At 43.4% G+C, this 21,115-nt stretch carries 16 protein-coding genes and 1 riboswitch; of the genes, 14 read left to right on the top strand and 2 right to left on the bottom strand.

Annotation, left to right across the window (positions count from 1 at the left end; genetic code table 11):
• Positions 1–240: 240 nt before the first annotated feature.
• From J2Z69_RS09840 to J2Z69_RS09785, 12 genes are all read left to right on the top strand, one after another.
• The gene (locus J2Z69_RS09840) at positions 241–612 is read left to right on the top strand and encodes a replication termination protein (RefSeq protein WP_209861614.1); all 372 of its coding nucleotides are present in this window, start codon (positions 241–243) and stop codon (positions 610–612) included.
• An 11-nt stretch (positions 613–623) separates the two neighbouring features.
• Positions 624–1,940, top strand: coding sequence for a voltage-gated chloride channel family protein (locus J2Z69_RS09835; RefSeq protein ID WP_245339172.1), 1,317 nt, complete (start codon positions 624–626; stop codon positions 1,938–1,940).
• A 42-nt stretch (positions 1,941–1,982) separates the two neighbouring features.
• A riboswitch (cobalamin riboswitch) is annotated at positions 1,983–2,183 on the top strand.
• Positions 2,184–2,340: 157 nt separating this feature from the next.
• Entirely contained in the window at positions 2,341–4,632 is a 2,292-nt protein-coding gene (gene metE, locus J2Z69_RS09830) for a 5-methyltetrahydropteroyltriglutamate--homocysteine S-methyltransferase (protein ID WP_209861612.1), read from the top strand.
• 149 nt (positions 4,633–4,781) lie between these two features.
• Positions 4,782–5,408 carry an FMN-dependent NADH-azoreductase gene (locus J2Z69_RS09825; protein ID WP_209861610.1) on the top strand — a complete coding sequence of 209 codons (627 nt, stop codon included), beginning with the start codon at positions 4,782–4,784 and terminating at the stop codon, positions 5,406–5,408.
• A gap of 310 nt (positions 5,409–5,718) precedes the next feature.
• Complete coding sequence (locus J2Z69_RS09820) at positions 5,719–6,405, top strand: MgtC/SapB family protein (RefSeq protein WP_425354997.1); 687 nt, start codon at positions 5,719–5,721, stop codon at positions 6,403–6,405.
• A 97-nt stretch (positions 6,406–6,502) separates the two neighbouring features.
• Positions 6,503–8,287: an ABC transporter ATP-binding protein gene (locus tag J2Z69_RS09815; protein WP_281069397.1), complete on the top strand. Its 1,785-nt coding sequence runs from the start codon at positions 6,503–6,505 to the stop codon at positions 8,285–8,287.
• Between the two features lie 56 nt (positions 8,288–8,343).
• Positions 8,344–9,021 carry a response regulator transcription factor gene (locus J2Z69_RS09810; RefSeq protein WP_209861606.1) on the top strand — a complete coding sequence of 226 codons (678 nt, stop codon included), beginning with the start codon at positions 8,344–8,346 and terminating at the stop codon, positions 9,019–9,021.
• The gene (locus tag J2Z69_RS09805) at positions 9,018–10,079 is read left to right on the top strand and encodes a sensor histidine kinase (protein WP_209861604.1); all 1,062 of its coding nucleotides are present in this window, start codon (positions 9,018–9,020) and stop codon (positions 10,077–10,079) included. The genes J2Z69_RS09810 and J2Z69_RS09805 overlap by 4 nt, the downstream gene beginning before the upstream one ends.
• 188 nt (positions 10,080–10,267) lie before the next feature.
• Positions 10,268–10,804, top strand: a complete 537-nt coding sequence (locus J2Z69_RS09800) for a sigma-70 family RNA polymerase sigma factor (RefSeq protein WP_342591578.1) — start codon at positions 10,268–10,270, stop codon at positions 10,802–10,804.
• 35 nt (positions 10,805–10,839) lie between these two features.
• Complete coding sequence (locus tag J2Z69_RS09795; RefSeq protein ID WP_209861600.1) at positions 10,840–12,036, top strand: hypothetical protein; 1,197 nt, start codon at positions 10,840–10,842, stop codon at positions 12,034–12,036.
• The gene (locus J2Z69_RS09790) at positions 12,033–12,977 is read left to right on the top strand and encodes an ABC transporter ATP-binding protein (RefSeq protein ID WP_209861599.1); all 945 of its coding nucleotides are present in this window, start codon (positions 12,033–12,035) and stop codon (positions 12,975–12,977) included. Before J2Z69_RS09795 ends, J2Z69_RS09790 begins: the two co-directional genes overlap by 4 nt.
• Positions 12,974–13,870, top strand: a complete 897-nt coding sequence (locus J2Z69_RS09785; RefSeq protein WP_209861597.1) for an ABC transporter permease subunit — start codon at positions 12,974–12,976, stop codon at positions 13,868–13,870. Before J2Z69_RS09790 ends, J2Z69_RS09785 begins: the two co-directional genes overlap by 4 nt.
• A gap of 108 nt (positions 13,871–13,978) precedes the next feature.
• Here J2Z69_RS09785 and J2Z69_RS09780 read toward each other — a convergent pair whose 3' ends face one another.
• Positions 13,979–15,355 carry a cryptochrome/photolyase family protein gene (locus J2Z69_RS09780; RefSeq protein ID WP_209861595.1) on the bottom strand — a complete coding sequence of 459 codons (1,377 nt, stop codon included), beginning with the start codon at positions 15,353–15,355 and terminating at the stop codon, positions 13,979–13,981.
• A 185-nt stretch (positions 15,356–15,540) separates the two neighbouring features.
• Here J2Z69_RS09780 and J2Z69_RS09775 point away from each other — a divergent pair, with 185 nt between their 5' ends.
• On the top strand, positions 15,541–16,128 hold the full coding sequence (locus J2Z69_RS09775; RefSeq protein WP_209862628.1) for an MOSC domain-containing protein: 588 nt from the start codon (positions 15,541–15,543) through the stop codon (positions 16,126–16,128).
• A gap of 132 nt (positions 16,129–16,260) precedes the next feature.
• Here J2Z69_RS09775 and J2Z69_RS09770 read toward each other — a convergent pair whose 3' ends face one another.
• Complete coding sequence (locus tag J2Z69_RS09770; RefSeq protein ID WP_209861593.1) at positions 16,261–20,133, bottom strand: S8 family serine peptidase; 3,873 nt, start codon at positions 20,131–20,133, stop codon at positions 16,261–16,263.
• Between the two features lie 454 nt (positions 20,134–20,587).
• Here J2Z69_RS09770 and J2Z69_RS09765 point away from each other — a divergent pair, with 454 nt between their 5' ends.
• The gene (locus tag J2Z69_RS09765) at positions 20,588–21,028 is read left to right on the top strand and encodes a VOC family protein (protein WP_209861591.1); all 441 of its coding nucleotides are present in this window, start codon (positions 20,588–20,590) and stop codon (positions 21,026–21,028) included.
• Positions 21,029–21,115: the final 87 nt, after the last annotated feature.

The following is a 21,115-nucleotide window of genomic DNA, read 5'->3' as shown; positions in this document are numbered from 1 at the left end:
TTGTTGATTGACTTTAAGTATATTTTTCAATAGAAAATTTCAATATATGAAAAATTCATATCATTTTCTTTTATCTCGTCTCCCCAATTTTTCTCATTCAGCGTTCAGTTTGCTTATTGCCCTGTATGAATTAGTTGAAATCTAAGATGCCTTTATTATCAAAAGTGAAGAATTGCCACTATTATGAAAATTTCATATAATAGAGGAGAGATATTCCAATTTTGAAGGAGGCACAACCCGATGGCATTTATGATTGCTCAGCGAGCATTCTTGAAGTTATATTTAATTAAAATGGTAGAGGATCGAAGAGGATATGGGTATCAGATGCTTGACGATCTGAAAGCGGAATTCAAACCGCTAGGATATACCCCTCCTCAAAGTGAAATATATCGTGCGCTGCATGAACTTGTTCAAGAAGGGATTTTATTTAGAACAAAAAAGCTGAAAGGGAACGATCCTTCGGTCGATTTTCAAGAGATTGTGTTATATCATTTCACGAGTGATGGTAAGGAAAAAGCGGCTTTGTATCGCAAACAAATCAAGACTGATCTAGACCGTTGTCTGGGGATATTACATAAAGCGGAGCATGACAATTTCGGATATACGAGTTAGGAGAACACTACATGGCTGAACATCAGGGGATAAAGCAGAAAATTCATGCCTTCTCTAGCACTTATATGCATGCAGCCCTGATTATCTTTAGTCTGAAGTGGCTTCTGCTTGCTGGGCTTATAGGAGTGGTAACGGGAAGTGTATCAGCGCTCTTTCTTACTAGCCTAGAATGGGCTACACAGACTAGACTTGAACATGCGTGGCTTTTATTTCTTCTGCCTTTTGGAGGCGGCTTTATGAGTCTAATCTATACTCGGTATGGTTTGGCTTCCGGGAAAGGTAACAATCTTATTTTAGAATCCATTCAGGAGGGGAAGTCGCGTATACCGCTTAGAATGGGACCACTGGTACTTGTAGGTACGATTCTTACTCATTTGTTCGGGGGTTCGGCAGGGCGCGAAGGAACAGCAGTGCAGATGGGTGGGAGCTTTGCCTCTTGGATCGGTCAGGTATTCAAGCTTGATTCAGCAGATACCAAAATTATCCTTATGTGCGGGATGGCCAGCGGATTTGGCTCGGTATTTGGAACGCCGCTAGCTGGAACGTTGTTTGGGCTTGAAGTTCTCGTCATCGGGTTTATGCGCTACGAAGCATTGTTGCCGTGCTTTATAGCTAGCCTAATAGGCCATCTCACCACGCTGGCATGGGGGGTTCATCATGTTCAGTATTCAATCGGAACTATCCCTGAATTTTCAATATTTCTCTTGGTTAAAGTAATGGTCGCTTCCATAGCATTTGGACTTACAGCTATGCTGTTCAGCCAGTTCACTCATCTGATGAAACGCACCTACACCTCTTGGTTTAAGAATGCTATGGTACGTGGCTTTGTAGGCGGCTTAGTCATTATCCTGCTTGTATACCTCTTCGGTACGCGTGATTATTTAGGACTCAGTCTGCCCCTGTTACAGGAGGCTTTTGCTGGGCAATCCCAAGACACCGCTTTCCTACTCAAGATTCTTTTTACATCGTTGACTCTTGGCGCGGGTTTCTTAGGCGGAGAAGTGACGCCTTTATTCGTTATTGGAGGAACGCTCGGAAGCACCTTAGGGTTATGGCTTCATGAGCCAGTAGGCCTGTTCGCTGCACTAGGGTTAATCGCTGTTTTTAGCGGTGCAGCTAATATACCTGTCACATCTTTTGTGCTAGGCATTGAACTATTCGGCAGCTCAGCTGCTGTGTACATGCTTCCAGCGTGTATTCTAGGTTACTTATTTTCAGGTCATACAGGGATTTATACTTCGCAACAAGTAGGTGCATCCAAATCTAAACTTTGGAAAATACATGAAAACGATACAATAGCGCAGATCAAGCACCAAAAACATCGTTAAAAATCATTGAATTGTTATAAACTTTGATGTATGATTATTCCAATCAAATATGTGGGAATAGGTGCTTCAGCTATGGAAAGTTGAAGTTTAAAAGGGAAGTTCGGTGTAACGCCGACGCGGTCCCGCCACTGTAACAGAGAAGTGTAATGCGATTCATGCCACTGGGTTGTCCAACAAACTGGGAAGGCCGTATTTCATGTTGATTCTGAAAGCCAGGAGACCTGCCTATTCTAACAGCACTGACAAACCTACGGGAGATGGGAAGGTGTTAAAGAATGTTGCCATCGTCTATATCTCGAAGGTCTTCTTTAACCTATCCAAATAGGTTGAAGAAGGCCTTTTTTGGTTGTGCTTATGTTGATTTTCGTATACCTATCATATATTAATTGGAGGTTTTGACATGAGTAATGTAAGAAGCAGTAATCTGGGTTTTCCCCGGATCGGTGAAAAGAGAGAATGGAAAAAAGCAATCGAACTTTTTTGGGCAGGTAAAATTCAAGAAGCAGATTTGCACAAGCAATTGGCAGCCATTCGTCTAGATAATTTGAAGCTTCAAAAGGAAAAAGGCGTTGAAATTATCCCCGTTAACGATTTTACTTACTATGATCATATCTTGGATACGGCAACGATGTTCGGTGTCATCCCAACCCGCTTTAATTATGTCGGAGGCGAAGTATCCCTCGCAACCTATTATGGTGTAGCCCGTGGTAATACAGAGGCGACAGCCAGTGAAATGACCAAATGGTTCAATACCAATTATCATTATATCGTTCCTGAACTTCAAAATGTAACTCCACAATTGACTATAAATCGCCCGCTTCTTGCCTATCGTGAAGCAAAAGAGCAACTGAATATTGAAGGAAGACCTGTATTAGTAGGTTTATATACATTCCTTAAGCTATCTAAAGGGTATGATACGTCTAAACTTGATGAAGTTATTGAACAATTCCTTCCTTTATATGTACAAGTATTGCAAGAATTAGCAGCTGAGGGCGCGGCATGGGTACAGATCGACGAGCCAATTCTTGTAACTACGGTTGATCAAGAAGACTACAAACATATTCAACATATTTATGAGACATTGCAGCGTGAAGTGCCAAGCATCTCTGTACAGCTTCAGACTTATTTTGGTGCTGTAGATCAATATGAAGAGCTTGTAGCATTGCCTGTTCAAGGCTTAGGATTAGACTTCGTGCATGATCAAGGGCATAATCTTGAAGCATTGCGTAAGTTCGGCTTCCCATCAGATAAAGTTCTAGCTGCAGGGATTATTGATGGCCGAAATGTATGGAGAGCGGACCTAGATGCACAGCTTGCTGTCCTTCAAGAGATTCAGCAGCTTGCTGCGGATACACAGATTCTCGTACAACCTTCAAGCAGTTTGCTGCATGTTCCTGTAACGGCACGGACGGAAGAGAAACTTGATGTGGTGCTGAAGAATGCTCTAGCTTTTGCTGAAGAAAAGCTAGAAGAACTAGTTCTCCTCGCCAATGCAGCGAATGGGCATAAGGATGAACAAGCTTTTGCGGTTAGTAGAGAAGCCATTCAAGCGCTCAATGCTTCTCCTGCAAGAAATCGAGAGGAAGTTCGTCACGCAGCAGCTCACGTCTCGGAGCAACCGTCGAACCGGGCACATGATTTTGGAGTAAGACAAGTAGAGCAGAAGAAGAAATGGCAGTTGCCTTTCCTACCCACTACTACGATCGGAAGCTTCCCACAGACTGCTGAGGTTCGTGCAGCTCGTCAGAAATGGCGTAAAGGGGAATGGTCCCGTGAGCAATATACAGAGTTTGTAAATGCACAGATTAAAGATTGGATTGTCAAACAAGAAGAGATTGGTATTGACGTGCTTGTGCATGGTGAGTTCGAGCGTACAGATATGGTTGAATTCTTTGGTGAAAAATTGGCTGGTTTCGCGTTCACGAGCTTCGGTTGGGTGCAGTCCTATGGTTCACGTTGCGTGAAGCCTCCCGTGATCTTCGGGGATGTAGAATTCCTTGCCCCGATGACTGTAGAAGAGACCGTCTATGCACAATCCCTCACAGATAAGCCAGTAAAAGGGATGTTAACAGGTCCGATTACCATTCTGAATTGGTCTTTTGTACGTACGGATCTTAGCCGTGAACAAGTATCTTATCAAATTGCACTCGCACTTCGTAAAGAGGTAGAAGCTTTGGAGCAAGCGGGAATCGAAATGATTCAAGTAGATGAACCGGCCTTGAGAGAAGGACTTCCCCTCAAACGTGCGGAGTGGGATCAATATTTAGAATGGGCCGTGTTAGCCTTCAAGCTAAGTACTTCCACGGTAAAAGATACTACGCAAATTCATACACATATGTGCTATTGTGAATTCCATGACATTATTGACTCCATCACCGCACTGGATGCAGATGTAATCTCTATCGAGACATCCCGTAGTCATGGCGAACTAGTTCATAGCTTTGAAGAGCATACGTATCCTCTTGGTATCGGTCTAGGGGTGTATGACATTCACAGCCCACGTGTTCCTTCTGTAGATGAAATGGTATCTATGATCGGCCGTGCGCTGCAAGTATTGGACCCAGAATTATTCTGGATCAATCCAGACTGTGGTCTGAAGACACGCGGTGAATCGGAAACCGTTGAATCGCTGAAGAACATGGTAGAAGCCGCGAAACAAGTTCGGGTTAGTAGATCTAAGATTAGCGTATAATAAATTACAATGTATAATAGAAACTGGCATAATTCCTAATAAGAATTATGCCAGTTCTTTATTACAACGAAAAAGGGTTGACAACACGTATTAAATGATAGATACTATATTTATTAAAGTGAGTTTACACATACTAGGAGGCAATATACATGGCACACGTTTTATTTGTAAAAGCGAATAACAGACCGTCCGATCAATCTGTTACGGTTAAATTGTACGAACAATTTGTAAAGACTTACAAGGAAGCTCACCCGGATGATCTCGTATCCGAATTGAACTTATTTGAAGCTAATCTTCCATATTTTGATAATGATATGATGACGGGTCAGTTCAAAATAGGTAAAGGAATGGAAACTACACCTGAAGAACAACGTCTTGCTGACTTGGCTAATACGTATCTCGATCAATTTTTGGGTGCAGACAAAGTTGTATTTGCCTTCCCACTTTGGAACTTCACCATTCCTGCTCAAATGTTAACTTACTTGTTCTATCTGAACCAAGCAGGTAAAACATTTAAATACACACCAGAAGGTCCTCAAGGTCTTGTAGGGGACAAAAAAGTAGTATTGCTACAAGCTCGTGGTGGCGTATACTCGGAAGGACCTATGGCAGCTATGGAAATGTCTTTGAACTACGTGAAGGCTATACTAGCATTCTGGGGCTTAACTAATCCTGAAGTTGTTGTAGTTGAAGGTCATAACCAATTCCCAGATCGCGCCGAAGCGATTGTACAAGCAGGACTTGATGAAGTAGCTACATTAGCAGCTAAATTCTAAGATCCATTCGACTGTATCATGTAAAACCTTTATCCTTAGGGATAAAGGTTTTTTTGTTATAGCTTTGATATATAGCTAACCCAATGTGTTCACGTTAGATCATTTGAATTTACATACATCGCTAACTATATGCATCTGATCTTGAATATAACAAGTAGTGGAATACACATTGTGATTTCAGGATATGAAGCGACTGACTATTGCCCAATGTGAGATCGTGCCCATTTGCTATAAAACTAATAATGCAATTATACTCACTTTATACACTTGAAGGGACTGCACTGTTATGCATACTGAATATGAAATGGTAATGAAAATGTGTTTGGCACTTTTATTTGGATTATTTATCGGCATTGATCGGCAATTAAAACAGAAACCACTTGGTGTCAAAACGAGTATGGTCATCTGTATTGCGAGCTGTTTGGTTACTATCGTATCGAATGAAGCATTTGAACGTCTAGCAGGTCCTAATCATCCGAATATGGACCCGATGCGGTTAGCGGCGCAGATTGTCAGCGGCATCGGATTTCTGGGAGCCGGGGTCATCCTGAGAAGAAGCAATGATGCAATCTCGGGTCTTACATCTGCGGCGCTGATCTGGGCAGCTTCAGGTCTAGGAATAGCCATTGGAGCCGGGTTCTATTTAGAGGCAGGTGTGGCCGTGATTTTATTAATTATTGCAGTGAATGGTGTGCCTTATTTGATCAAAGCCTTAGGGCCAGAGAATTTGAATAAGCGGGATGTCGCTGTAAAGATCGTGATGGAGACAAATGATTTCATGACGGATCTGATCCAGATGATTGAACGCAAGCGCGAGACCGGTAGACATCCTCAAGCCATACACCGGATCCGTAGGCTTAAAATCAAGGATTTGGATGACGGTAGACAGCGAATTGATATGGTCATCTCTGCTCCAGAGAAAGAGTATATGACGGAAATTTATTATTTTATTAAGAAGATAGATCATGTGATTAGTGTTGAAGTAGAGCATCTATAAAAGCCCAGTTTAACTTCAGTTCATATTACTTGGTTATAGTATGGCTAATTGAAGACTTACTAGGTCATACCGAGCATGCGAAAGGAAGATAAGGAACATGTCACAACGTACAAATAGCCAAGCATCGGTTGCGTCTACATCAAAAGATAAAGGTGCTTTTATGCGTCTTATTCGAGAAACTAAACCTCCGATGTTTATGTTAATTTTTGCAGTATTGTTAAGTGTCATTTCGACACTTGTGGGATTAGTTATTCCCATGTTCACTAAGCAACTGGTGGATGGATTCTCTCTATCTTCGATAAGCGGAAAGCAAATTGTGCTGATTATTATAGCTTTTGTCTTGCAGACAGTAGCAAGTGGAGTATCCATCTATATGCTGAATTACGCTGGGCAGAAGGTAGTTGCCGGCTTAAGAGAACGCTTATGGAAGAAGCTTTTAGTTCTCCCGTTAGCTTATTACGATAACAATCGGACGGGCGAGACGAGTAGCCGAATGACTAATGATACGATCATTCTCAAAACATTAATTTCGGAACACGCCGCTTCGTTTTTCAGTGGGATCATCTCAATTGTCGGTTCGATTGGGGTATTGCTTTATTTGAACTGGAAAATGACCTTGGTTATGTTCATTGTCATTCCGTTAGCCGTCTTAATTCTTGTTCCACTGGGTCGTCAGATGTACAAAATCTCCAAGGCGATGCAAGATGAAACGGCTGATTTCACAGCTACACTGAATCAAGTGCTTAGTGAGATGAGATTGGTGAAGTCATCTAATGCAGAACCGAGAGAATATGATAAGGGACTCAAAGGCATTCAAAATCTATTTCGCTACGGCGTAAGAGAAGGCAAAGTGTCCGCATGGATCGGCCCGATTATCTCAGTTGTATTAATGATGCTGCTTGTTATCATCATTGGTTACGGCGGGATGCAAGTATCGACAGGAACGATTACAGCAGGAGATTTGGTCGCTTTTATTTTGTATTTAATCCAGATTATTATGCCGATGACGCAGCTAACCCAGTTCTTCACTCAGTTCCAGAAAGCTAAAGGGGCTACAGAACGTATTATTGATACTTTACATGCGGATGAAGAAAATCATCAAAATGGGGGCAAAACGGTTCCAACGGATCAGTCTCTAATTTTAAAAAATGTCCATTTTGGCTATAGCGAATCCGAACCGATCTTGCGTGGGGTTACGTTCGCCATGGAGCCTGGGCAAGTTACAGCTATTGTTGGGCCAAGTGGGGGCGGTAAGACTACGCTTTTCTCGCTACTAGAACGTTTTTATCTTCCCAATACGGGTGAGATTTTGCTAGGTGGAAAGAATATTGATACGTATGAACTGAGGGCATGGCGGCAACAGATTGGTTATGTGTCCCAAGACAGTCCCATGATTGCGGGTTCCATTCGGGACAACCTCTGTTATGGCATGGACCGGGAAGTGTCACAGATTGAACTGGAACAGGCTGCAGATATGGCGTATGCTTCCATGTTCATTAAGGACCTCCCGCAGCAATATGATACACAAGTCGGCGAACGAGGCGTGAAATTATCCGGAGGGCAACGACAACGACTTGCTATAGCTCGGGCTTTGCTTAGGAACCCCAAAATCCTCATGCTGGATGAAGCTACATCTAGTCTGGATAGCAAGTCTGAAGCCGTAGTACAACAAGCCCTTAACAATTTGATGGATGGGCGTACTACCATTGTTATAGCGCATCGATTATCTACAGTGGTTCGTGCTGATCAAATTTTATTTTTAGAAAAAGGTACAATTACTGGTCACGGAAGCCATCAGGAATTGTTAGCAAATCATGATCTTTATAGGGAGTTTGCTTCACAGCAATTCCAGCATGAAGAATTCACTCCTGTGGCTGAATGATAATGTTGGTTAGGACCAATGTAGAATATGGATTTAGGGGGAAGGAGGAACTACGAATGGCCAAAATTATGATTGTAGACGACGATGCGCATATTCGGGAACTGGTAAAGGTTTTTTTACAGTCGGATGGGCTTGAAGATGTGCTGGAGGCTGTTAATGGCAAAGATGCATTACGAATACTGGAAACTTCAAAAGTGGATTTAGTCATTTTGGATATTATGATGCCTGAGATGGATGGTTGGGAACTATGCAGAACGCTGCGGGAACATTATGATATGCCTTTGCTTATGCTAACCGCTAAGGGAGAGACGACCCAGATTGTAAAAGGTTTTGAGTTGGGCACGGATGATTATCTATTGAAGCCTTTTGATCCACCCGTTCTGATTGCACGAGTGAAAGCGCTCCTAAAGCGATATCATATCTCTTCTTCACAACGTGTGCGAGCGGGACTTGTTGAACTGAACCGAAGAACCTATGAGGTGACGATGGAAGGGACATCTATGACCCTTCCCCTCAAAGAGTTCGAGCTAATATTCAAGCTGGCTAGTTATCCGGGGATTACTCTGAATCGAGATCAATTAATTGAGGAAATTTGGGGTTATGATTATGAAGGCAATGAGCGGACCCTCGATGTGCATATGAATAGACTACGTGAAAGATTTCCTCAAGATAAATCAGGGTTTCTCATTCGAACTATACGCGGACTTGGTTATCGGCTTGAGGTAGGCTTATGAGTCCGCGAATGCGCAAGCATCTCTTTCATATCTTTTTGTGGACGATGATCATAGTGATTGTAATATTAGCGGGTATAGGATCTTATGGTATATTTTCCTTAGTGCAACCAACGTATCGCAACACGCATCATTTTTTAGGTCAAGTTTTATATTTCATGCTCGGTGAGGTTCTATTTATGATTCTCTTCTATCTGATTGGTCGACTGTTCCATAGACGATTTGATCAGAGGTTTGAGAAAGTTCGAGCGGTGCTAGAGGCTATATCTAAAGGCAATTTTAATGTGAGTATTGACCAGACCGAATATGAAGAACAAGAATACAAAGATGTAATCATCTCTATAAATGAAATGGTTAAGGGTCTGAGTAATTTGGAGACGATGCGACAGGATTTCATTTCAAATGTATCGCATGAGATCCAGTCCCCGCTTACTTCCATTGGTGGGTTTGCACGGGCTCTGAAAGAAAATGAACATTTAAGTCAAGACTTGCGTGTGCATTATTTAGATATTATTGAATCGGAGACTAGCCGATTATCGCAGTTAAGTGATCATTTGCTCAAATTATCTACACTTGAAAAAGATGGGACAGAGTCACTGGAACCACGTAATTATCGCCTAGACAAACAAATTCGGCGTATGATTCTAGCTTGTGAATCTCAGTGGTCAGCTAAAGATCTTCAGATTGATGTGCATTTAGATGACATGAATATCTGTGCAGAAGAGGGATTATTAAGTCAGGTATGGCTAAATTTACTGAATAATAGCATCAAGTTCACGCCAAAGGGCGGGCTTATTGAGATTAGATCTCAGCTCCTAGAAGAACAGGTGGTTATACGTGTAGTGGATAGCGGTGTAGGCATTGAAGCGACCGATCTCCCCTACATATTCGATCGATTCTACAAAGCTGATAAATCTCGTAACCGAGAGGCAGGCGGCAATGGGCTAGGACTAGCTATTGTCAAAAAGATTATCGATCTGCATGGTGGAGAGATAGCGGTAGAAAGTACACCCTTAGAAGGGACTGTTTTTATCGTAACGCTACCCACGGGGACGGCTTGAGTAGGTTGTATCAAGACGACAGCCGTTCAACTGAACTAGATTTGAAATTCAAATTGGATGATAAGGCCTATGGGTAAAGTTTCCTCGCTAGGGGGATGTTACGCATAGGTTTTTTGTATGAGGTGATACTTTTTCAGTCTCACACCCGTCTTATCTATAGCTGCAGCAGAAAAGGAGGTTACAGACTCGTGAAAATTCCGGAATCAGCAACATTTAAGCACATATTTTATGAGCATTATCCCATTGTACTTCGCAAACTTACAGCACTTCTGCGTGATGAGAATGTAGCTGAGGATATAGCCCAAGAGACCTTCTTAAAATTATATCGCCAGCCACCAGATCATATGGAAGCTATTGGAGCATGGCTTCATCGTGTGTCAACTCGTTTGGCTTATGATTACATGGGTTCAGCATCCAGGCAACGCAAATTAGTAGATCGACAGGAACAGGAAATGCCTAAGGAGGGAGCGGCAACTCCATCTAGTGAAGATGAAATTATACGAAGACTTGATCAAGCTGAGGTTAGGGAATGGTTAGAGCAATTACCTGAACGTGATCGAAGAGTATTGTTGCTCCGTTACTCGGGATACAGTTATGCAGAGATAGCAGCGGAGTTAGAAATTCGCACCCCAGTAGTGGGAACACTGCTTGCCAGAGCAACACAGCGCCTACGCAAATGTGCGGTGGATTCGGCTAGTTCTAGAGCGGCTACGGAAGCAAGATAAAGAAACAGGCACGATAAAAGGAGGATCAGCGGATTATGAAACTAGAGCCTAACGACAAATTAAACGCAGATAAAGAAGAATCATCAAGGATCGATCCCGTGTTGAGACATCCTAAAAAGGACAATAAGAAAACGGATGCTGCATGGCAGCGTATGGTAGCTGCGATGCAGCAGGAGCAGCCTTCAGCGCAGTGGGCAGCATGGGATGCGAGCGATTCCTTGCAGCAGCCTTCCACGCTTGCGGCGCATGCAAAAGAAGGAAAGATGGACCAGCGAACCTCAGATATGGAGAAATTCCATGAGAACAAAACTCAGGAAAAAGTATCCCGTCGCTGGATGAGTAGAGGCATGCGGCGCTGGTCAGCTGCAGCCGCTGCAGTGTTAGTCGTGGCCGTTACGTTGTCCACGCCTGTTGGAAATAAGGCACTGGCTTCCATCTTAGGGCAGTTCCGTATGGAACAAGTGACAGAGGTGAATCAGGAGGATTTGGAGCAATTATTTAATAAAATTTTCCAAGATGGAGCTTCTGAACAAGCCATAAATCGATATGGCACATTTCGTGTAGTGACGGGTAAGGAAAATCGGAATGATAATATGAAGGCAGATGCTGCCGCACAATCGGTGGGCTTCCCATTGGTTCCGGAATCCATCACAGGAAAGCAAGACAATTATTATGTGAGTTCCAGTAATAGCATAGAGTTTACACTTCATGTGAATGAGATGAATAATACGATGAAAAATCTTGGAGCCACTTATCTATTTCCTGAGAGCGTGGATGGTAAAAAAATTACTTTAACTAATTCGCCTTCGGTACACTATACTATTTTTAATAATGCAGATACGGATGAGGAAAGAAGAGAAGCTTATGCAGACCTATCACAGCTGAAGGCGCCTAATATTACTGTAGAAGATGGTGTCGACTTGGAAGAAGCGATGAAAGCAGTATTACAGTTCCCATTACTCCCTTCGCAAGTTCGAGAAAGTCTGGAACGCAGTCAGTTCCTGACTACAGGGAATCTTCCTTTACCTGTAATTACGGAGGGAACGTCCAAAGAGAAGATCATTTCAGGCACAAAAGTGTTAATCACAGAACAGAGCTACAAAACAAATACGACAAAACAAGCTACATGGGTGAAGGATGGAATCATGAACCAATTCACGATTAACTTGGATAAAGAACGGAACCAAAAAGATTTCTTTGATCAGAAACTTGAGGAGTTGGTTCACGCGTGATTGCTATCCAGACAGAAGGATTAACTAAGCGTTATGCTAACGGTAGAGGGTGCAGTGATGTATCAATTACCATTAAGGAAGGGGAAGCCTTTGGCTTCCTTGGTCCGAATGGTGCAGGAAAAAGTACTTGTGTCAAAATGTTGGTAGGCCTGATCTTCCCCACGGAAGGTCGGGCTTCTCTGCTGGGCGAACCTATAGGTAGTCTGGCCGCAAGGCAATTCGTTGGCTATTTACCTGAACTTTATCGCTATCAGGAATGGCTTAGCGGCGAGGAAGTGGTGAGACTTCATGCGAAGTTATGCGGAATACCTAGAGAAGTAGCGAATGTAAGAATACCCGCGCTATTAGAGAAAGTTGGCATCGGCCTTCGTTCAAGCGACCGGGTAAGGAATTATTCGAAGGGTATGCAGCAGAGATTGGGACTCGCTTGTGCACTTGTGGGAGATCCGAAGATTCTATTCTTGGACGAGCCTTCATCTGCAATGGACCCGATTGGACGCAGCGAGGTCAGACAGCTATTGCATGAGCTAAAAGGAGAGGGCAAGACGATTTTTCTGAATTCACATCTAATGGAAGATGTGGAGTCCTTATGCGACCGGGTTGCTCTTCTGAATAATGGAGAGATTATGCAGCAAGGTACTGTATCTGAAGTATTACAGCAGCGCCCTCGCTGGAGATTACGAATCGGTGGATTCACCTCCAGCTTGTTCCCATGGATTCAAGAAGAAAGTGGGTTGAATATGAGTATTATAGAGATAAGTCCAGACGGCTTGGCCGTTATTGAAGCGGAACTTGAGGAAGAAGAGCAGGCAGGCTGGCTTCATGCTCTACTTATTGAACAAGGGATGACTCTCTATGAATCGGCACGTGCAAAGACTAGACTCGAAGAATGGTTCGTAACAGAACTCTCTGGAAAGAGTCATCGGGGGGAGAAAGTATGACAACCATTTGGAGTATGACATGGAAAGAATTGTTGCGAAAAAAAGTACTGTTGTTGACGGTCATCCTCACGGTCTTATTTTTAATTACATTTTGGTTCATTGCTTCTACCCTTGGAAATTCGTACTCCGGTTCGAACCGAGGATTACCATCCAGTGATCCGGGATTGCTTATTACTAAATTTAGCGAGGGGATGGTTATTTTAGGTCTGGGTTTCTTTTTTGCTTCTTTTGTATTAGCTTTTCTAGCTATCTTTAGCTCCTCTTCGGTCATTTCAGGAGAAGCCGAACAGGGCATTATGCAAGCCTTAATGCCAAGGCCCATTGCTCGTTGGAAATGGTATTTAGGTCGCTGGCTGGGTTATGTAAGCTTTTGTATGGTATATGCACTAGCATTATTTTCAGCAATTTTAATTATTACGAACATACATGCTACTATTCCTAAAGAAGCCACGAATATCGTCATCGCCTATTTTCTATTCGCCTCGGTTGTTCCGCTTTTAATCTCCTTGTCCATGCTCGGATCGAGTTTCTTCTCCGCGATTGGTAACGGTGTATTCATGACGATGCTCTATGGTGGTGGTTGGCTTGGAGGTATGATTGATAAAGTGGCTAGCCAATTTGCGAGCTTAAAACATGAGATGGGATCTTCCCTGGATACTATATCTGGACTATTATCGCTTGCGATGCCTGCAGATGGGTTGCAGCGTACGATGTTAGATCGATTGTTCAATTATTCTTCTTTGCAGGAACTGATCTCTAGCTCTAATAACGATTTTTTTGTGATTTTCGGTATCGGTTCAGCTCCTTCGCCCGCTTTTCTCTGGTATGCCTTAGTGTATACATTAGTAGCATTAGCCTTAGGACTCTGGCGTTTTCAGCGCAAAGATCTATAGGAAGGCACATGCATGTATACGACAATGCCGTTACATAGGTATATAACCAAAAACATCGATTGAAGTAGACTTATCTACTCCTAACGATGTTTTTTTGATGAACGTTCTTCATTTAACCTGATGATGTCGAGGAAACGAGTTGTCAGTCAGGGGCTGACTTTTACTAGTCTGCAAAATGCCACGATAGACTTCTATCGCCTGCAAGCGAGAACCTTTCAAATCCACAATGGCTTGCGGGTGCGGTTGATGGAGAGCTTTTCCTTCCAGATGTGCAAGCTCGGGTAACCAATCCCTAAGATATCTTCCATGTGGATCAAATTTCTGGGATTGAGTCACCGGATTCATGATCCGGAAATAAGGAGAAGCATCATAACCTAGGGAAGAACACCACAACCAGCCGCCCCGGTTCAGTGCATGATCATAATCCGCTAGCTTAATTCGAAAATAAGCTTCTCCAAGTGAAAAGGGGCATAACAAATTTTTAGTAAGAAACATTGCCGTAATCATACGAAGCCGATTGGGTAGATAACCGGTCTGATTCAATTGCCTCATGGCGGCATCAATGACAGGAATTCCTGTATTTCCTTGACTCCAAGCTTCAAAATGGAAGTCATTCAGCGCCGAAAGATCAAATCTATTCTCGTAGCTATAGAAAACAGGATCTTGGTGTGACTGATATAGGTAGAAATCTCTCCATGCTAACTGTCTACGCCAAGATTCGGCTTGCGGAAGATGAAGTACTGCTGCATACACCTCACGAGATGAAATCGCCCCAGTGTTTAATGCACTACTTAAGTGGCTTGTTCCTTCTTCCGAGTAATAATCTCGGTATCTCTCGTAGGAATCTAGGTCATCTTCAATAAAATCTTGCAATCTTACTGACGGTTCATCGATAGAAGAGTTAGGAATGAGAAAAGGGAGACTGTATTTGTCCAACACTTCAGAATCCAGAGCTACAGTCTGTAACTCGTTTACATCCGTGAATACAGGAGGCTGGAAAAATAAATCCATATAGGCTTTCCACTTGCGATAAAATGGGGTGAAAACCTTATAGGCATCCGTCCGTTCCGCAAATCTATGGAAGTCTTCCCAATCGATAAGGGGTTGGTCAGGAAGACTTGTAAAGGAAATATTGCGCTGAGCTGCAACACGTTCCAGTTTTCCGTCTCTCTCTCTAGAATAAGGTGTATAGTCTTCATGAACCACGATTTCTTGCACGGGATAACGCTGAACAAGATCATGTGTAATCTCTATAGGATCTCCATACAGCAAATGAAGCGTAAGGCCATCATGCTTGTAGAGTTCTACTAGTTTACTAAGAGTTCTCAAAAATTGAATTCCACTATGCTCTACATGTCTCCCTTGGCCGATAATTGCGGGATCGACAATGAATGTGTGTAGACTTGGGACTTCACGCTGTGTGATATATTCAAATGCAGGCATATCTTGAATTCGCAGATCTTTGCGATGAATAAATAGAATCAAAACAAATCGCTCCTCTCTATGCAATTGTACGCAAATTCAAATAGAAATGCATGCAACTTACTTTATTTACATGCTACATCTACAGATGCTAGAGTATACATGGCATAGAGCAAGATTTAGATGGGAGGTTGATTGGTGTGCGAGAATACGAAGTGAAGTCTGTCCATGTAGGACAACCGAAGCAGATGGAGAATTATGAGAAGAAAATATGGTCTGCGATTGACAAAAAAGCTACAGATCAGGATATATTCCTGTCATACACAGGACTAGAAGGAGACGCACAGGCTAATCTCATTCATCATGGAGGACCCGACAAAGCTTTGTGTCTCTACTCGGAGGAGCATTATAGCTACTGGAACGATGAGCTTGGTCTTGACTTTGCAGCTGCGGCCTTTGGAGAAAATGTGACCCTACAAGGGCTAACGGAGCCTGAGGTCCATATCGGGGATGTTTTTAAATGGGGTGAAGCAAAAATTCAAGTTACGCAACCTAGACAACCTTGCTTCAAACTTGCGATAAAGCACGGCGTTCCAGAAATGGTACTTAAAGTTCAGCAGACTGGATATACCGGATTTTATTGCCGTGTGTTGCAAGAGGGCCGAGTATCTGTAAGAGATCGATTCGTGCTAGAACGGCAAGATGATGGTGGAATTACGATAGCATTGGCGAACCAGATCATGTTCCATGATAAATTGAATCTGGATGGAGCGCGGCGAATTCTAGCCGTGGAGGCTCTCTCTGCATCTTGGCGCGAAACCTTGAGTAAACGATGAAAAAACATACATATATAACCTATAATATTACTGCAAAAGCGACCTTCCGATTTACCGGAAGGTCGCTTTATTTCTAAGCATTTTGTCAGCTTGTATATTTCCTTAATGCCATGAGAAGCATAGGGTTCGTTACTACGGTGTAGCTTTCACTGTAGGAGCTGTAGTTCCATCCACTGGCGTAGGCGTAGATGTAGATGCAGGTGTAGTGGAAGGAGTGCTTATGTTAGTTTTTGCATCTCCTGCAGGAGTCACCGCAGGGGTAACATCTGAAGCTGGTTTGTTAGGTTTCACATAAGGTACTACAACCAATACATCAGCGGTTATCGTCTTCCCCTTGTAAGTGGCTGTAATTTGTGTTGAACCTTTGCTTATCCCCGTCAGTGTTCCTTGCGCATCTACGGTTACTACTTTTGGATTCTTGGACGCGTAGACGGTTTGGGATGTGACGTTGACTACTTTACCATCTTTGCCTTTGAAAAGCGCTTCGGTCTCGAATTGCTCACCTACAAGGAGGGAGTAATCTACAGAATCCAGGTAGAAAGTGCCGTCTTGAGGCGTCCCTGGGTCAGGTGTGCCATCCGATTTGACTACAACTTGAACGGTATTCAGATTGGAGACCGTAATAGCACCTGCTGCACTGCCAAATCCAGCTTGAACCAGTTTGAGACTATAACTGCCCTCTTTTGCAGATTGCAAAGTAATGGTTGCAAGCTTGCCTGAACCGGTTACGGTGCCACTCTTAAAGTCAATTTTGACATTTAATTGTTTGCTTCCATCCGTATTTGTCACAATGTCTTTGGTTACAACTGCGGTAGGGTCTGTCACTACGGCCGGATTCACCTTCACGTCATTGACTTGGAATGTTCCTGGAATCTCCAGACTGAAGGAGGCGGAAGTGGCTTTACTCTGAACAGCGTATTTTACATCGATATCAAAAGGTTTATTCGTCTTCACTTCTTGGGAAGCCGGATCAAGGGAAAGGGAGCCGGACTCCTGATGAATCACTTGAAGTGGGTCAATTACACCGTTATAGGCTGCATCGTACACATATACTTCGAACGTGTTCGTCCCATCATTTACAGGTACATCAACGGTAAAGTGACCTTTTGCATCAATGACGCCATCGAATTGAGTATAAAGCCCTTTCTTATCTTGGCTAAGCACCGATACAGCGATCACATCGGAATAGGCTGCGCCTGGAAGAACATCAAGGAGCGTATCCCCAAGAATCTGTCCAGAGATTTTACCTTTATTGCCGCTTACTACTAGACTTGGCGTATCCAATTGAGCTCTAGGAGCTTCGCGATCGACAATGAAAGGGGCACTGTCTTTATTTAATCGAGAATTGGAATCATGAATGACGGGAGTTAACCAGTATAATCCATCTTTCAAGATCTTTTCTTTACCTTGAGTGTCGGTTACCTTAGCATCCCAATCGATAATGCTATAGTTATCTGGGTTATGAATCGGAGCTTGGCGAAGGCCTGAGTAAATAGTTCCTTGATCTCCGTCTTTGTCGCTAGTTACGATGAGGTCAAAGTCTTTAATGGGGCGGGTTACATCAAATCCAATTGTCGAAGTGTCCGCCAGATGGTCTCCATTCGGGGAGAAAATGTCTGGATCAAATGTGATGTTATGAATTTCATCCACTTTGTAATCTTCCCCAACATATACGCTGGCTGGAAGGCGTAGCGTATGCCCATTGCCTTGTTTGATAAGGGAGATTTGACCTTCATACACGCCTTTTGATGTTCCTTTTGGAATTGTGAGATTCACATGAAATTTAGTATCTTTTTGTCCGGCTTGAAGTGTAATCTGCTGGCTAGAGGAGGTTAGTACAGGTGCTTTGTCGCCCGTGCCACTCCATTTGACCTGAACCGTATAAGTCTGCTGAGTTCCCCCTATATTTTTGAGTGTAATCTCTTTGCTAAGATTGGCACCCGCCACTTGAGGTCCAAAAGACAAACTACTTGTCTGATACGTGCTGCTATTGCCTTGAAGTTGCACGGGAAGGGTCTCATTCACAAGTGCGATGGCTTCCGCAGAGTAAGAGTTGGTCAGATCAATTCGTCCCGCTCCTTGCTCTTGCACGGTATATGCTTTGCCTGATCGATCATGGGCTTCTGTGGCATTATTAGCGAGAAGTGACTTGACTTCTTCAGGATTCAAATGCTTTTCTTTACGCTCGGATTTGTACCGTTGGATCAGCAGTGCTGCAGCGCCAGCTACATGCGGCGAAGCCATACTCGTCCCTTGTAATGAAGCATAGGCATTGCTGTAATCGCCGTTAAATGAAGGAATAGAAGAAGTAATATCTACTCCTGGGGCAAGTACGTCCGGTTTGATCGTATAGTCTGGAATGGCAGGTCCCCTTGAACTGAAGTCAGCGAGGTGATCTTGTTCTTTAACAGATGTAAGATGAATGAAGTACCCCCCAGCAGCAGCTTTGTCCTTAAGCTTCAGACCATCAGCTTGGGTAACGGTATAGGTCGGTGCGTAGTTACCCTCACTACCTAGTGTAGCTTGAATCTCACCTGTCGTATTGTTATAAATGATGACGCCTGCTGCACCCGCAGCTTTAGCATTCACTGCTTTGTCATGAAAAGAAATTTCTCCACGCGAGACTAATGCTATCTTGCCTTTCACATTAATGCCGGCATAGTCGGTAGGTTTGCCAAGACCCGCAGCAATAACTTCATAGCCAGCCGTTGTATCCTTAAGTTCTGGAGAGTATGTCGCGAGATTTGCGAAGATGTCACTAAGTCCTGGAGCTTTAAATACGGGTGTGTCTGTAAGTGGAGTGGAAGCACCTACGGATATAGCCAAATGTGATCCGCCGGGGCTGCCTACCGTTTGTTGTCCAGGTCCTGCATTACCGTTAGCTACAGCGACTTCAACCCCAGCTTTGACAGCATTGTCGAGTGCGATGGCGTCTGCTGTATATTGATTATTGGAATCGGAACCTAGGGAGAGGTTGATAACATCATTGCCATCCGCTACCGCTTCTTCGACACCTGCAATGACGTTCTCACTTGTGCCGCTTCCGTAGGGTCCAAGCACACGATATACATACAAATCAGCTTCAGGGGCCACGCCGCGTGCCCAGCCTGTAGCTCCTTTGGGATTACTTGGATCCCCACGTCCTACAATTGTACCGGATACATGCGTGCCGTGTTCGGTCTCATAAGATTTGCCTGCTACCGGAGGAACCGATGGGTTCGGCTTGGTCTCAAAAGGATCTTTATCGTTATCGACAAAGTCATATCCCCCTTTGAATGCAGCCTTCAGACTTGGATGATTATAATCCACGCCCGTGTCAATTACGCCTACTTTAATCCCTTTTCCTTTGTAACCCGCATTCCATAAAGTCTCAGCTCCGATAAAAGGAATGCTATGGTCTTGTTTGGAGCTTAGGTCTGTACCTTTAGCACTTACTGCTGCATCCGAAACATCGGATTCTATAGGGATGGCATGGTATTCAATATTAGGATAGATCGCCTTAACACCAGGTAATTTCAAAAGTTGTTCTATACGATCTGCGGGAAGTTGAACAGAATATCCGTTGAACGCTTTGGTATACTCTCTATGAATAGTTAAGGAGATCAAAGCCTGGGCAGCCGACTTAAATCGGTTATGCTCAATACGGATTTTATTCACCTGATCACTGGTGCTGCCGTTTACGGCTTGCTTCTCATATACTTTGACGGGTTCATTCTCTAGTTGAACAATGACGGTGGTTAGGGCGCTACTGTCACTGGCAGGGACAAAATTTTGGGGACCTGTGATGGAAGGGTCTGCGGCTTTTGTAGCGCGTTGATGGTCCAACTCATTGGCTAGATTGCGTGAGAGATTGAGCTCAGGATTCAGTTTGGACTGAATCTTTGACTTGAGTTCTGAGGTTCCTGCTGTCTCTTTCGCTGAAGCTAGTCCTGGAGTGGCTAAGCCAAGCAATAACGACAAACTTAGAGCACCTGCTAACCATGGTTGACGCGAATAATTGTTCAAATGCCTTCCTCCTTAGATTCTACTAAATGATCACCTTCAAGGTAGTTAAGATTTTACATAAATTCCAGTAGATTTAAATCCTACCCTTATACTATGTTATCGGGAATGGCGATTGCTGGTTCCTATCGACAGATTAGGGCTAATCACGTCGGATTTGCTAGATACAAGGAAAATGAAGGTCCATATACCTAAACCTTAAGAACTGTATAACAATGCTTAAATACAATTCAACCCTCTAAAGTCACGATGAAAAAATAGATGTGAAGGGTGATTAATAGAGGGTCCATTTCAGTAGGATATTTTATTACGGTAAAATAGGGTTGAAATTTTTCGGGATTAGTGAGGAAATGTATGGAAATTCTGAGCTTGAAGATGTACGATGTACATTACAACTTTCTTTGCTTAAATAGGTATAGGGGGATTCTTATTTTTTAACTAAAGGGGGATGATGTGAATGGTGCCGCAACGAGTTACGCTGATTACATTAGGTGCACAATCTGTGCCAAAGCTGAGATCTTTTTATAGTGCACTAGGCTGGGAGGAAACGCCGGCAAGTAGTGATGATTATAGTGTGTTCACGACAGCGGGTGTTCTCTTATCACTATATCCTTATCAAGATCTGCTCAAGGACACGAATCTAGATCCCGGGGTTCATGGACAGCCCAGTCTGACGTTCTCTGGTATCACCTTAGCGATTAACGTTGAATCCGCCGAAGAAGTGGATGCTGTAATGGCCTCGGTAAAAAAACATGGTGCTCAAATTTTGCGTGAACCGTTCGAAGCGGTGTGGGGAGGTAGGGTGGGGTATTTCTCTGATCCAGAACACCACGTCTGGGAAGTGGCTTATAACCCTGCTGCGATCTTTGATGAAAGCGGAGCCATGATTTCCTTCTAGCTCATGTAAGTACTCTATGAATATGAAATGCAATAATAATGCCTCTCGGATGGTGTCCGAGGGGTTTTTTGTATGTAGCTGTGAATT

Source organism: Paenibacillus shirakamiensis, from assembly GCF_017874255.1.
In the GTDB taxonomy this organism is placed as follows: Bacteria; Bacillota; Bacilli; order Paenibacillales; family Paenibacillaceae; genus Fontibacillus; species Fontibacillus shirakamiensis.
This window is presented reverse-complemented; position numbering and strand designations above follow the sequence as displayed.